Source organism: Pantoea sp. GbtcB22 (genome assembly GCF_019091025.1).
Taxonomy (GTDB): domain Bacteria; phylum Pseudomonadota; class Gammaproteobacteria; order Enterobacterales; family Enterobacteriaceae; genus Pantoea; species Pantoea leporis.
This window is the reverse complement of sequence record NZ_JAGXKB010000005.1, coordinates 147002-159248: the sequence shown is the minus strand read 5'-3', so window position 1 is coordinate 159248 and position 12247 is coordinate 147002. Positions and strand designations below refer to the sequence as shown.

At 56.7% G+C, this 12247-nt stretch carries 12 protein-coding genes; 2 read left to right on the top strand and 10 right to left on the bottom strand.

The genetic code is table 11. The features are described from left to right. Positions 1-53 precede the first annotated feature (53 nt). From recJ to xerD, 3 genes are read right to left on the bottom strand one after another with little or no spacing between them, the layout of a single operon-like run. On the bottom strand, positions 54-1781 hold the full coding sequence (gene recJ / locus KVT28_RS17040) for a single-stranded-DNA-specific exonuclease RecJ (RefSeq protein WP_101761963.1): 1728 nt from the start codon (positions 1779-1781) through the stop codon (positions 54-56). Positions 1782-1787: 6 nt separating this feature from the next. After that, positions 1788-2501, bottom strand: a complete 714-nt coding sequence (dsbC, locus tag KVT28_RS17035; protein WP_101761962.1) for a bifunctional protein-disulfide isomerase/oxidoreductase DsbC — start codon at positions 2499-2501, stop codon at positions 1788-1790. 22 nt (positions 2502-2523) lie between these two features. Then, positions 2524-3417, bottom strand: coding sequence for a site-specific tyrosine recombinase XerD (xerD, locus tag KVT28_RS17030; RefSeq protein WP_192412041.1), 894 nt, complete (start codon positions 3415-3417; stop codon positions 2524-2526). Between the two features lie 100 nt (positions 3418-3517). Between xerD and fldB the strand changes: the two genes are divergently transcribed. After that, entirely contained in the window at positions 3518-4036 is a 519-nt protein-coding gene (gene fldB, locus KVT28_RS17025; protein WP_101761960.1) for a flavodoxin FldB, read from the top strand. 89 nt (positions 4037-4125) lie between these two features. Here the strand turns inward: fldB and KVT28_RS17020 are convergent, their stop codons facing one another. Then, complete coding sequence (locus KVT28_RS17020) at positions 4126-4452, bottom strand: protein YgfX (protein WP_368734930.1); 327 nt, start codon at positions 4450-4452, stop codon at positions 4126-4128. Further along, positions 4427-4693, bottom strand: coding sequence for an FAD assembly factor SdhE (sdhE, locus tag KVT28_RS17015; RefSeq protein WP_101761958.1), 267 nt, complete (start codon positions 4691-4693; stop codon positions 4427-4429). The genes KVT28_RS17020 and sdhE overlap by 26 nt, the downstream gene beginning before the upstream one ends. 218 nt (positions 4694-4911) lie before the next feature. On the opposite strand from sdhE, the gene ygfZ reads away from it, so the two are divergent. Continuing rightward, complete coding sequence (gene ygfZ / locus KVT28_RS17010; RefSeq protein ID WP_101761957.1) at positions 4912-5895, top strand: tRNA-modifying protein YgfZ; 984 nt, start codon at positions 4912-4914, stop codon at positions 5893-5895. A 60-nt stretch (positions 5896-5955) separates the two neighbouring features. Here the strand turns inward: ygfZ and KVT28_RS17005 are convergent, their stop codons facing one another. The 5 genes from KVT28_RS17005 to gcvT form a co-directional block, all read right to left on the bottom strand. Continuing rightward, positions 5956-6609 carry a hemolysin III family protein gene (locus KVT28_RS17005; protein WP_101761956.1) on the bottom strand — a complete coding sequence of 218 codons (654 nt, stop codon included), beginning with the start codon at positions 6607-6609 and terminating at the stop codon, positions 5956-5958. Between the two features lie 207 nt (positions 6610-6816). Further along, positions 6817-7560, bottom strand: coding sequence for an SDR family oxidoreductase (locus KVT28_RS17000; protein WP_217549415.1), 744 nt, complete (start codon positions 7558-7560; stop codon positions 6817-6819). Positions 7561-7679: 119 nt separating this feature from the next. Next, a complete protein-coding gene (gcvP, locus tag KVT28_RS16995) occupies positions 7680-10553 on the bottom strand; it encodes an aminomethyl-transferring glycine dehydrogenase (RefSeq protein ID WP_217549413.1) in 2874 nt (957 codons plus the stop codon). A 99-nt stretch (positions 10554-10652) separates the two neighbouring features. Beyond that, complete coding sequence (gene gcvH / locus KVT28_RS16990) at positions 10653-11039, bottom strand: glycine cleavage system protein GcvH (RefSeq protein WP_101761953.1); 387 nt, start codon at positions 11037-11039, stop codon at positions 10653-10655. Positions 11040-11062: 23 nt separating this feature from the next. Continuing rightward, on the bottom strand, positions 11063-12160 hold the full coding sequence (gene gcvT / locus KVT28_RS16985) for a glycine cleavage system aminomethyltransferase GcvT (RefSeq protein ID WP_217549411.1): 1098 nt from the start codon (positions 12158-12160) through the stop codon (positions 11063-11065). Between the last annotated feature and the right edge of the window lie 87 nt (positions 12161-12247).

Sequence of the window (12247 nt, the reverse complement as noted above, 5' to 3'; positions counted from 1 at the left end):
TACGGATACGTGCACAGGTAGCGGCGCGATGCATTGCGCGTTTTGGTAGTGAACTACAGCGGCCAAAGGTGATCGATGATCAATTGCACCGAACGATTGCCGCGGTATTCGTTGATATCCAGCTTGTAGGCCAGCTGCACCTGACGCACGCTGCTGTCTGGCCACAACGTGGTATCCACGTTGAAGGCAATCCCATCCAACAGCGGGCCGCCGCCGAGCGGCTCGACCATTACTTTCAAATGACGCTCGCCCACTAACCGCTGTTGTAACAGCTTGAACTTGCCATCGAACACGGGTTCCGGGAATGCCTGGCCCCACGGACCAGCCTCGCGCAGCATTTCGGCAGTATGCAGGGTAAACTCCTGCGCATGCAGTTCGCCGTCCGACCAAATCACGCCCTGCAACGCTTCGCCATCCAGCCACTCATCAATCAACGCGGCAAATCGCGCACGGAACTCCTCGTACTTCGCGGTTTCCAGTGACAATCCGGCCGCCATGGCGTGACCACCAAATTTGATCATTAAGCCAGGGAACAGCGTGTCGAGACGCTCCAGCGCATCGCGCAGATGCAAACCCGCAATTGAGCGGCCCGAACCTTTCAGCGTGCCGTCTCCGGCGGGGGCGAAGGCGATCACCGGGCGATGGAAGCGCTCTTTCAGGCGCGACGCCAGAATCCCCACCACGCCCTGATGCCACTCGGGATGGTAGAACGCCAGTCCAAGCGGCAGATCGGTATGCTGACGCTCCAGCTCATCGCACAGCGCCAGCGCTTCGCTCTTCATGCCCTGCTCAATCTCTTTGCGCGTCTGATTCAGCGCATCGAGTTCATTCGCCAGCATGCGCGCCTGGGAAATATCTTCGGTGAGCAACAGCGCCACGCCGACCGACATATCATCCAGACGACCGGCAGCATTCAGGCGCGGACCCACGGCAAAACCGAGATCGCTGGCGGCGAGTTGGCGCGCATCGCGGTTGGCAATCTCCAGCAGCGCGCGAATCCCGGCACGGCATTTGCCCGCGCGAATACGGCTCAAACCTTGCCACACCAGAATGCGGTTGTTGGCATCCAGCGGCACCACATCGGCCACGGTGCCCAGCGCCACCAGATCCAGCAGCTCCGCCAGATTTGGCTCGGCTCGGCTCTCACTAAACCAGTTTTGCTGACGCAGGTGCGCACGCAGCGCCAGCATCAGATAGAAGGCCACGCCAACACCCGCCAGCGAACGTGAGGGGAATTCGCTGTCGTTGAGGTTCGGGTTAACAATCGCTTCGGCGGCGGGCAAGGTTTCGCCCGGCAAGTGGTGATCGGTAACCAGCACCGGAATGCCGTGCTGATGCGCAGTATCCACTCCGGCATGTGATGAGATGCCGTTATCGACGGTGAGGATCATCTCCGCACCGCGCGCTTTAGCCTGCTCGACCACTTCCGGACTCAAACCGTAGCCATCTTCGAAACGGTTTGGCACCAGATAATCCACATTACCGCCGAGGCTGCGCAGCGCCAGCACGGTTAACGCGGTGCTGGTGGCGCCATCGGCATCGAAATCGCCCACCACCACGATACGTTTGCCCGCCAGCAGCATCTGATGCAGCAACGTCACGGCGGCTTCGATGCCGCCCAGCGTTTGCCACGGCAGCAGGTGTTTAGCGCCGCGTTCCAGTTCCAGCGCCTCTTTCACGCCACGTTGCAGATACAAGCGGCGCAGCAAAGGGGGCAAATCAGCGGGTAAGCTGGCTTCGGTCTCGGCTTCGCGCCGACGCAATTCAACAGAATGAATCACTGTGCGTTAACCGCCACGCTTCTGGCCGTCAAGCACCTGCTTCAGCTCTTGCGGTCCCTGGTAGCCAGGAATCATCATGCCGCTATCCGTGAGAATGGCTGGCGTACCCTGAATGCCAAACAGGATGCCGAGTTTGTACTGCTGCTCGATATTGATTTTGCAGGTCGCTGGCGCATCCATCTGCGGCGCATCGCCTTTCATTGCTGCATCGAAAGCTTTGTTACGATCGGCGCTGCACCAGATGGCGCGCATGGCTTTTTCTACCTGACCATTCAGACCTTCACGCGGGAAGGCCAGATAGCGCACGGTGATGCCGAGCGCATTGTAGTCGGCCATCTGCTCATGCAGCTTGCGGCAGTAGCCGCAGGTGATGTCGGTGAACACGGTGATGACGTGCTGCTCTTTCGGCGCTTTATAGACAATCATGTCTGGCGCCAGCGCAGTAACTTTTTTGTCCAGCAGCTGGTTGGTAACGTTGATCGGCTGGGTGCCGCTGACATCATACAGCGGGCCCTGAATCATGTGCTTGCCGTCTTCGGAGACGTAAAGCACGCCGCTTTCGGTCAGCACCGTTTTAATACCCGGCAGCGGGGACGGCTGGATTTCAGCCTGCTGCAATCCCAGTTTTTTCAGCGTTTGCTGAATAGCGTTGTCATCGGCATGCGCCAATCCAGTGAATGCACTGACCAGCAGAGCCAGCATCGTTAGCTGCTTTTTCATCTTAAATCCTTGTTACCGCATCTCAAGCGCGCGGATGATGCTGTTGATGTAACAGACGCAGGCGCTCAGTGGCGACGTGCGTATAAATTTGGGTGGTCGAGAGGTCGCTGTGGCCCAGCAACATCTGTACGACGCGTAAATCGGCGCCGTGGTTCAGTAAATGTGTGGCAAATGCGTGGCGCAGCACATGCGGCGACAGCTTTTCGCTATCGATACCGGCAAGGGTCGCATAGTGTTTAATGCGATGCCAGAAGGTCTGCCGCGTCATTTGCTGTGCGCGCTGGCTGGGAAACATCACGTCCAGTGTTTGCCCGTTGAGCAGCCACGGCCGACCATGTTCCATATAGTATTCAATCCAGTAAACCGCTTCTTCACCTAACGGCACAAGACGCTCTTTGTTGCCTTTACCGATTACGCGCACCACGCCCTGACGCAGGCTGATATCGCTGATGGTCAAACCCACCAGCTCCGTTACGCGTAAACCGGTAGCGTACAGCAGCTCCAGCATCGCCTTGTCGCGCAGTTCGAGCGGCACATCAATGCTCGGTGCCTGCAGCAAGCGTTCGACCTGGTTTTCACTGAGATCTTTCGGCAGACGCTGCGGCAGTTTCGGTGCCGACAGCAGCGCGCTGGGATCGTCGCTGCGCACTTTTTCCCGATAGAGATATTGGCACAAGCGGCGAATGGCGCTGAGGGTGCGCGCCGAGCTGGTGGCTTTGTAGCCGCCCTCAACGCGTTCGGCAAGAAACTGCTGCAAATCAAGCGCTTCAAGCGTTAATAGCGTGCGATCGTGGTGATGCAGCCAGTCGGTGAGCGTTTGCAGATCCTGCCGGTAAGAGGCGAGCGTGTTCTGCGCCAGATTACGCTCAATCCAAAGCGCATCCAGAAACTGTTCGATCAGATCGCTGTCCTGCACTGTACTCTCCGCCCGTGTGAAATCGTGCTCATTATGCCTGAAAGTAGCCTGCTTCTGGTACAATTGCCCCCGAGTCAGGTTCAGACAGAGCATTAATTGCATGAATATTGGTTTGTTTTATGGTTCGAGTACCTGTTACACCGAGATGACGGCGGAGAAGATTCGCGACTTTATCGGTGAAGAATTAGTCACGCTGCACAATTTGAAAGATGACGATCCGTCGCTGATGGAGCAGTACGATTTGCTGATCCTCGGCATTCCGACGTGGGATTTCGGTGAGTTACAGGAAGATTGGGAAGCGATTTGGCCGCAGATTCCGGCGCTGAATTTGCGCGGAAAAATCGTGGCGCTTTACGGCATGGGCGATCAGGGCGAATACGCCGAATGGTTCCTTGATGCGCTGGGCATGCTGCACGAACTGCTGCAGCCGATGGGCGTGCAGTTTGTGGGTTACTGGCCGCTGGAAGGCTATGAGTTCACCAGCAAAAAACCGCTGACCGCCGATGGCACGCAGTTTGTCGGTTTGGCGCTCGACGATGTTAACCAGTTCGAACAGAGCGATGAGCGCATTGAGCAGTGGTGCGAACAGATTCTGACGGAAACCGCAGCGCTGCTTTAAGGCAGGGTTTGACCATCCCTTAGAAAACAGCAGGCGCGCAGCGTGCGCCATTCACCGGGCGGCAGGTTGTCATGCATTAACCATAGCCGCTAGCGTTTTCCCTGCTGATTACGCAGCACCAGCAAAACGCCATACGGCAACCAATCCGCCTTACGTTCCGCTCGCCAGCGCACGCCGCGCCACAGCCAATTGCCCTTCATGTCCAGCCCCAAATGACCTACGCGCTGTACCAGACGGCGCTCGTTACGCCAGCACTCCGCCAGCAGCAGCACTAACACCGGCGCTTTGCTCCACGCCCACGCGTCAGGCCACTCCAGCGCCAGCAGCAAACCGGTGCACAGTAGAGAAAGCGTCACATTCAGTGCGCGCGCACTGCGTGACGCTCGCAGATCACATTGCCACCGGACCGCGTTCACGGTTGCGCTGCTGAATCAGTTTCACCATACGTTTGAACTCGGGATCAACCGGTTCACCGTGATTCATCAACCAGTTGAACAGATCGGGATCGTCACTCTTTAGTAGCGCGATAAAAACCTGCTTATCGGTGTCGTTCAGCGAATCATATTCAAATTTGAAAAACGGCATGATAGCCATATCCAGCTCCAGCATGCCGCGACGGCATGCCCATTGGACGCGGGCTTTGTCGTTAATTTCCATGTCTCAGGTTCCATGACTAAAAACAGTGGGGCTCAGTGTACCTGCTTTTTTTTCTCGCTGCAGGCGCTGTGCTTAACCCTGTGCAATACCTCGGCGTTACATCCCCCAGTTTGCAATGGGTATCACGCGATTTGTGCGCCATATTCAGTAAACAGGTTGCAAAGCCGCACTGCTCTTTTACCATTGCAACCTATTACCTCATTAATCAGGAAAGAGACATGTCGATTTTTACCCTTCCACCTCGCCAGCCTGCTGCATCGTCACGCCTGCCTTTAACCCTGATTTCGCTCGACGAATGGGCGCTGGTTAAGGTGCAGGGCAACGACAGCACGTCTTATCTGCAAGGTCAGCTGACGCTGGATGTCGCGGCGATGGGCGAGACGCAGCATCGTCCCGCCGCGCACTGCGATGCCAAAGGCAAAATGTGGAGCAACATTCGTCTGTTCCATCGCAGCGAAGGTTACGCTTACGTTGTGCGTCGCAACCTGCGTGAGCAGCAGCTTACCGAACTGAAGAAATACGCGGTGTTCGCCAAAGTCACCATCGTGGCTGACGATGAAGCGGTGCTGCTCGGCGTTGCCGGTTTCCAGGCGCGCGCCGCGCTGGCAGGCGTATTCAGCACACTGCCGGATGCGGAAACGCCGGTAGTACAGCAAGGTGAGAGCACGCTTTTGTGGTTTGATCAGCCAGCCGAACGTTTCCTGCTGGTGACCACGCCAGAACAGGCGAATGCGTTGAAAGAGAAACTGGCGGGAGAAGCGCAGTTCAACGACAGCCTGCAATGGCTGGCGCTGGATATCGAAGCCGGCATTCCGGTGATTGAAAGCGCCACCAGCGCGCAGTTGATTCCACAAGCCACTAACCTACAGGCGCTGGATGCCATCAGCTTCAAAAAAGGGTGTTACACCGGCCAGGAGATGGTGGCACGCGCCAAATTCCGCGGTGCGAACAAACGCGCACTCTATTGGCTGGCAGGTAAAGCCAGCAAAGTGCCGGAGGTTGGCGGTTCGATGGAGCTGCAGATGGGCGATAAATGGCGTCGCACCGGCACCGTATTGAGCGGTGTGCAGCTGGATGACGGCAGCGTTTGGGTGCAGGTGGTGATGAATAATGATTTGGAGCCGGATAGCGTACTGCGCGTGGAAGGCGACGAAAGTGGCAAATTGACCATTCAGCCGCTGCCGTATTCATTAACCGAATAATTGCGGGCCGGGTCCGTACTAAACACGTAAGGTCGCCATTTTCGGCGACCTGGATTGAGCTTACATCACGTAAAAATAAATCGCGCAGAAGTGCAATACGCTGCCGCCGAGCACAAAACCGTGCCAGATGGCGTGACTGTAAGGAATACGGCGCGAGACGTAGAATATCACTCCTAGCGAATAGACAATGCCACCGGCAGCCAGCAGCCAAATCCCGCCCGGCGACAGTTTGATCGCCAGCTGATAAATCACCACCAGCGACAACCATCCCATACCGAGATAGGTCACCAGCGACAGCGCTTCAAAGCGGTGGGCAAAGGCGATTTTAAACAGAATACCGGCCAGCGCCAGGCTCCAGATCACCACCATTAAGCCCTGTGCCAGCGGCGAATTGAGCCCCACCAGCAAGAACGGCGTATAAGTGCCAGCAATCAACAGATAAATGGCGCAGTGGTCAAATTTCTTCAGCCAGTATTTGGCTTTTTGATGGGGAATGGCGTGATACAGCGTTGAGGCGAGATAGAGCAGAATGATGCTGCCGCCGTACAGGCTGTAACTGGTGATCGCGGTAACGTTAGCTTGGGATTCAACGGCTTGTGTCAACATCAACACCAGGCCGATGATGCCGAAAATGCAGCCGATTCCGTGGCTGATACTATTGGCGATCTCTTCGGCCAATGAGTAGCCCTGGGCAAGAACTGGGGTTTGTACCATGAGGGGATTCCTGAACAACGGAAAAAGCGAGTGTGCTATTTCTGAGCAACCAGAGTAACCGGGATAATTTTCAGAGTACACATGTACGCTAAAATAAATCTGTGAGTGGGTGTGACAGGCGAGGGTTTGAATGAATCGGTCGCCATGCATGGCGACACTCCGCACGGATACTGTTTTATGGGGTCGGTATTGATACCGGCTTGGTGATTATCGTCCGCCAGCCGCATCGATAAAGGTGCCCGTCACGTATGACGCGGCATCGCTCGCTAGCCAGACAATTGCTGCAGCAATCTCTTCTGCCTGGCCGCCGCGTCCCATTGGCAATGCGCTCGCCAGGCGATCGACCCGACCCGGCTCGCCGCCATCGGCGTGCATGTCGGTATAAATAAGGCCAGGACGCACGCTGTTGACGCGAATGCCTTGCGATGCCACTTCCAGCGACAGCCCTTTAGTCAGCGTATCCATCGCCCCTTTTGAGGCGGCGTAATCCACATATTCGCCTGGCGCACCGAGACGTGACGCAGCGGATGACACATTGACGATGGTGCCCCCTTTGCCGCCATGATGCGTGCCCATGCGTTTTACCGCCTCACGACAGCAGATGAACGTGCCGGTGACATTGGTGGCGAACACGCGCTGAATACGTTCGGCATCCAGATCTTCCACCCGACACTGGGTAAACAAAATACCGGCATTATTCACCAGCACTCGCAGCACGCCCTCTTGCTGGTCCAATTCGGCAAACATACGTATGACCTGCGCTTCATCGCCAATATCGGCCTGCAGCGCAAACGCACTGCCGCCCTGCGCTTCAATCTCTGCCACCACGCTTGCCGCTTCGGCTGCACGCTGACGATAGTTGATCGCCACGCGATAACCCGCCTGCGCCAGCGATAGTGCGGTTGCGCGTCCAATGCCGCGACTACCGCCGGTAATCAAAGCCAGATCCATTTTTGCCTACACAAAAAAGGGCCGAACAATCGGCCCTTTCATAAATATTACCTGTAAATTTAGCTTAACGAATTTGAGATGCAGCCAACGCCGCTGTGGCTCAAAGTATGACGGCTAAATTATTGGTATTCGCTCATTGGTACACACGAACAGAAGACATTGCGATCGCCAAATACATCATCCAGACGTTTCACCGTCGGCCAGTATTTATTGGCGCTACCGGCCGGGAATACGGCCAGCTCACGGGTATACGGATGCGCCCAGTCGCCAACGATTTCTGTCTGCGTGTGCGGTGCGTTCACCAGCGGGTTATCTTCCAGCGGCCATTCGCCATCGGCAACGCGATCGATTTCCATGCGAATAGCCAGCATCGCATCGATAAAGCGATCCAGCTCGATTTTGCTTTCCGATTCCGTGGGTTCAACCATCAGCGTACCCGCAACCGGGAATGACATCGTTGGTGCGTGGAAACCGTAATCGATCAGACGCTTAGCAATATCCAGCTCGCTGATACCGGTCTGCTCTTTCAGCGGACGAATGTCGAGAATACATTCGTGCGCCACGCGGCCATCGCGGCCGGCATACAGAATCGGATAGGCCGATTGCAGACGGCTGGCAATGTAGTTGGCGTTCAGGATCGCCACCGAACTCGCTTGCTTCAGACCTTCTGCGCCCATCATACGGATATACATCCAGCTGATTGGCAAAATCGATGCGCTACCAAACGGTGCGGCAGATACCGCGCCCTGCTGTGTCAGCACGCCATCAATTTGCACCACGCTGTGACCTGGCACGAACGGTGCAAGATGCGCTTTCACGCCGATTGGGCCCATACCCGGACCGCCACCGCCGTGCGGGATACAGAAGGTTTTGTGCAGGTTAAGGTGCGATACATCCGCGCCGATATAACCTGGCGTGGTGATACCGACCTGCGCATTCATGTTGGCGCCGTCGAGATACACCTGGCCGCCGTGCTGATGCACGATCTGGCACACCTCGCGGATGGTTTCTTCATAAACGCCGTGTGTTGACGGATAGGTCACCATGATGCACGACAGCTGCTCACCCACCTGCGCGGCTTTCTCACGCAGATCGCCAAGATCGATGTTGCCTTGTTTATCACACGCCACCACCACAACTGACATGCCCGCCATCTGCGCCGATGCCGGATTGGTGCCGTGCGCCGAGCTCGGGATCAGGCAAACATTACGGCCGCCTTCGTTACGACTTTCGTGATAACGACGAATCGCCAGCAGGCCGGCGTATTCGCCCTGCGCACCCGAGTTGGGCTGCATGCACAGCGCATCGTAGCCGGTCAACTGCACCAGCCATTGCGACAGCTGGCCAATCATCTGCAGATAACCCGACGCCTGCTCAGCCGGGCAGAATGGATGCAGTTCGGCAAATTCCGGCCAGGTGATTGGAATCATCTCCGCCGCGGCGTTAAGTTTCATGGTGCACGAACCGAGTGGGATCATCGCCTGGTTCAGCGCCAGATCCTTTTTCTCCAGGCTGTGCATGTAGCGCATCATCTCAGTTTCACTGTGATGGCGGTTGAACACCGGGTGCGTCAGGAAAGCGCTTTCACGCACCTGACCAGCCGGAATCGCGCTGTTTTCCGCAGCAACAGCGGCATCCAGCGCATCAATGTCCTGGCCGTGCGCATCGCCCAGCAGAATGGCGAACAGCGCCAGCACATCTTCACGTGCGGTGGTTTCATCCAGCGTAATGCCAACCGCATTGTGGATATCGCTGCGCAGGTTGACGCCGAAGCTCTGCGCGCGGTTCAGCACCGCCGCTTTATCGGCCACTTCAACCGTCAGCGTATCGAACCAGCTGTGGTGGCGCAGCTTCAGGCCACCGTTTTGCAGGCCCGCGGCCAGAATGCTGGTCAGACGGTGAATACGTGAGGCAATGCGTTTCAGGCCAACCGGACCGTGATACACCGCGTAGAGACCGGCGATATTCGCCAGCAGCACCTGCGATGTACAGATGTTGGAGTTGGCTTTCTCACGACGAATATGTTGCTCGCGGGTTTGCATCGCCATACGCAGCGCGGTGTTCCCGGCGGCATCGCGCGATACACCAATAATGCGACCAGGCATCGAGCGTTTGTGCTCGTCGCGGCTGGCGAAGAACGCGGCGTGTGGTCCGCCGTAACCCATCGGCACGCCGAAACGCTGGGCAGAACCAAAGACGATATCTGCGCCCTGCTTGCCTGGCGCCTCTAGCTGCACCAGCGCCATGAAATCTGCGGCTACGCTCACCACCACTTTGCGGCTTTTCAGCTCGGCAATCAGTGAGCGGTAATCGTGCACTTCACCGTGCGTACCCACCTGTTGCAGCAACACGCCGAACAGATCATCGTGATCCAGCGCCTTGTCAGCACGATCAATAATCAGTTCAAAACCAAAGGTTTCTGCGCGGGTGCGCACCACATCCAGCGTCTGTGGATGGATGTCATCGGCGATGAAGAATTTGGTGGCGGTTTTCAGTTTGCTAACGCGCCTGGCCATCGCCATTGCTTCGGCAGCAGCGGTCGCTTCGTCCAGCAGTGATGCGGATGCGATGTCCAGACCGGTCAGATCCAGCGTCAGAGTTTGGAAGTTAAGCAGCGCCTCAAGGCGGCCCTGCGACACTTCTGGCTGATACGGCGTATACGCGGTGTACCAGCCTGGATTTTCCAGCATATTGCGCAGGATGACGGGCGGCGTGATCACCGCACTGTAGCCCATGCCGATCCAGGATTTATAGCGTTGGTTCTGACTGGCAATGGCTTTCAGCTCTGCCAGCGCTTGCTGCTCGGTCGCCGCAATGCCTACTGCAGGCGGGCCTGGCAGTTGGATGTCGGCAGGCACAATAGAACTGATCAATGAGGAGAGCGAACTGGCACCAATCGCTTCCAGCATTAAGGCCTGTTGTTCCGGCGTAGGACCGATGTGGCGCTCAATGAAAGCACCGTTGTGTTCAAGCTGGCTGAGAGTCTGGGTCATTTGCAGTAAATCCTGAATCGGGCTGGGTTACAAAAATGGCGTTAAATCAGGCAGATAAAAAAGAAGGTGACGCAGCGCGCCACCTTCTGCCACTACCGGTTACTCGTCGATTGCGGCTTTATAGGCATCGGCATCAAGCATCGCGTCGAGTTCTGATTCGTCGCTGGCTTTGATGCGGAACAGCCAACCATCGGCGTACGGCGCGCTGTTGACCAGCTCTGGCGAATCGCCCAGATTGTCGTTCACCGCCACAATCTCACCGCTCAGTGGCGCGTAGATGTCTGAAGCCGCTTTTACCGACTCCGCAACGGCGCAGTCATCACCGGCCGAGAAGGTGGCACCGACGTCTGGCAGATCGACAAACACCATATCGCCCAGCAGTTCCTGTGCGTGTTCGGTGATACCCACAGTGAAGGTGCCGTCGGCTTCTTTACGGACCCATTCGTGGCTATCGCGGTATTTCAATTCATTTGGCACATTGCTCATTGGCCATTTCTCCTGAAAAAAAATTACTGGGCAACCGGCTTACCGGCGCGAACAAAAATCGGTTTGGTGACTTTCACTGGCATTTCACGGTTGCGGATTTCCACAATCGCCTGCTCACCAATGCCGGCTGGCACACGCGCCAGCGCGATGCTGTAACCCAGGGTTGGTGAGAAGGAACCACTGGTAATAATACCTTGCTGCGGCTGACCTTGTTGATCGGTGAAGCGCACCGTTAACCCGTTACGCAGCACCCCTTTTTCGGTCATCACCAGGCCAACCAGCTTTTCGGTTCCGTGCTCGCGCTGCGCTTGCAGGGCATCACGGCCAATGAAATCGCGATCGGCAGGTTCCCAGCTGATGGTCCAGCCCATATTGGCGGCGAGCGGCGAAACGCCCTCATCCATCTCCTGACCGTACAGGTTCATGCCCGCTTCCAGACGCAGCGTGTCACGCGCACCGAGTCCAGCCGGTTTAACGCCTGCGGCCAACAGCTGCTGCCAGAAAGCGGCGGCTTCAGTCGCTGGCATGGCAATCTCATAACCCGCTTCGCCGGTGTAGCCGGTGGTAGCGATAAACAGGTTTTCGGCCTGCACGCCAAAGAAGGGTTTCATGCCGGCAACGGCATCACGCTGAGCGGCGCTCAACAGCGTTTGTGCTTTCTGCTGCGCGTTTGGACCTTGCACCGCAATCAGCGCCAGATCGTCACGTTCGGTCAGCTCAACGCCAAACGGCTGCGCATGCTGTTTAATCCAGGCTAGATCTTTCTCTCGCGTAGCGGAGTTCACCACCAGACGGAAGAAATCTTCGCTCATAAAGTAAACAATCAAATCATCAATGACGCCAGCAGAGGCATTCAACATGCCGGTATACAGGGCTTTGCCCGGCTGGGTGAGCTTGGCGACATCGTTTGCCAGCAGATAGCGCAGGAATTCGCGGGTACGTGCGCCGCGCAAATCGACGATGGTCATGTGGGAAACATCAAACATGCCGGCATCGTTACGCACCGCGTGATGCTCATCCATTTGCGAGCCGTAATGCAGCGGCATCATCCAACCGTGGAAGTCCACCATGCGTGCACCGCTTGCCTGATGCTGTTCGAATAGAGGCGTTTGCTGAGTCATAACCATCCTGTGAAGACAAGTGAGTGTGACGCGCCTGCGTCGCCTAATGAGGCTGACGCAAACGTTCTCTTTGTGCTGAAGTTATCA

What these genes read in the sequence shown, in the direction of transcription:
- dsbC (WP_101761962.1), bottom strand. Translation starts at nt 2,501, where the DNA reads ATGAAAAAGCAGCTAACGATGCTGGCTCTGCTGGTCAGTGCATTCACT.
- fldB (WP_101761960.1), top strand. Translation starts at nt 3,518, where the DNA reads ATGAATATTGGTTTGTTTTATGGTTCGAGTACCTGTTACACCGAGATG.
- sdhE (WP_101761958.1), bottom strand. Translation starts at nt 4,693, where the DNA reads ATGGAAATTAACGACAAAGCCCGCGTCCAATGGGCATGCCGTCGCGGC.
- ygfZ (WP_101761957.1), top strand. Translation starts at nt 4,912, where the DNA reads ATGTCGATTTTTACCCTTCCACCTCGCCAGCCTGCTGCATCGTCACGC.
- KVT28_RS17005 (WP_101761956.1), bottom strand. Translation starts at nt 6,609, where the DNA reads ATGGTACAAACCCCAGTTCTTGCCCAGGGCTACTCATTGGCCGAAGAG.
- KVT28_RS17000 (WP_217549415.1), bottom strand. Translation starts at nt 7,560, where the DNA reads ATGGATCTGGCTTTGATTACCGGCGGTAGTCGCGGCATTGGACGCGCA.
- gcvP (WP_217549413.1), bottom strand. Translation starts at nt 10,553, where the DNA reads ATGACCCAGACTCTCAGCCAGCTTGAACACAACGGTGCTTTCATTGAG.
- gcvH (WP_101761953.1), bottom strand. Translation starts at nt 11,039, where the DNA reads ATGAGCAATGTGCCAAATGAATTGAAATACCGCGATAGCCACGAATGG.
- gcvT (WP_217549411.1), bottom strand. Translation starts at nt 12,160, where the DNA reads ATGACTCAGCAAACGCCTCTATTCGAACAGCATCAGGCAAGCGGTGCA.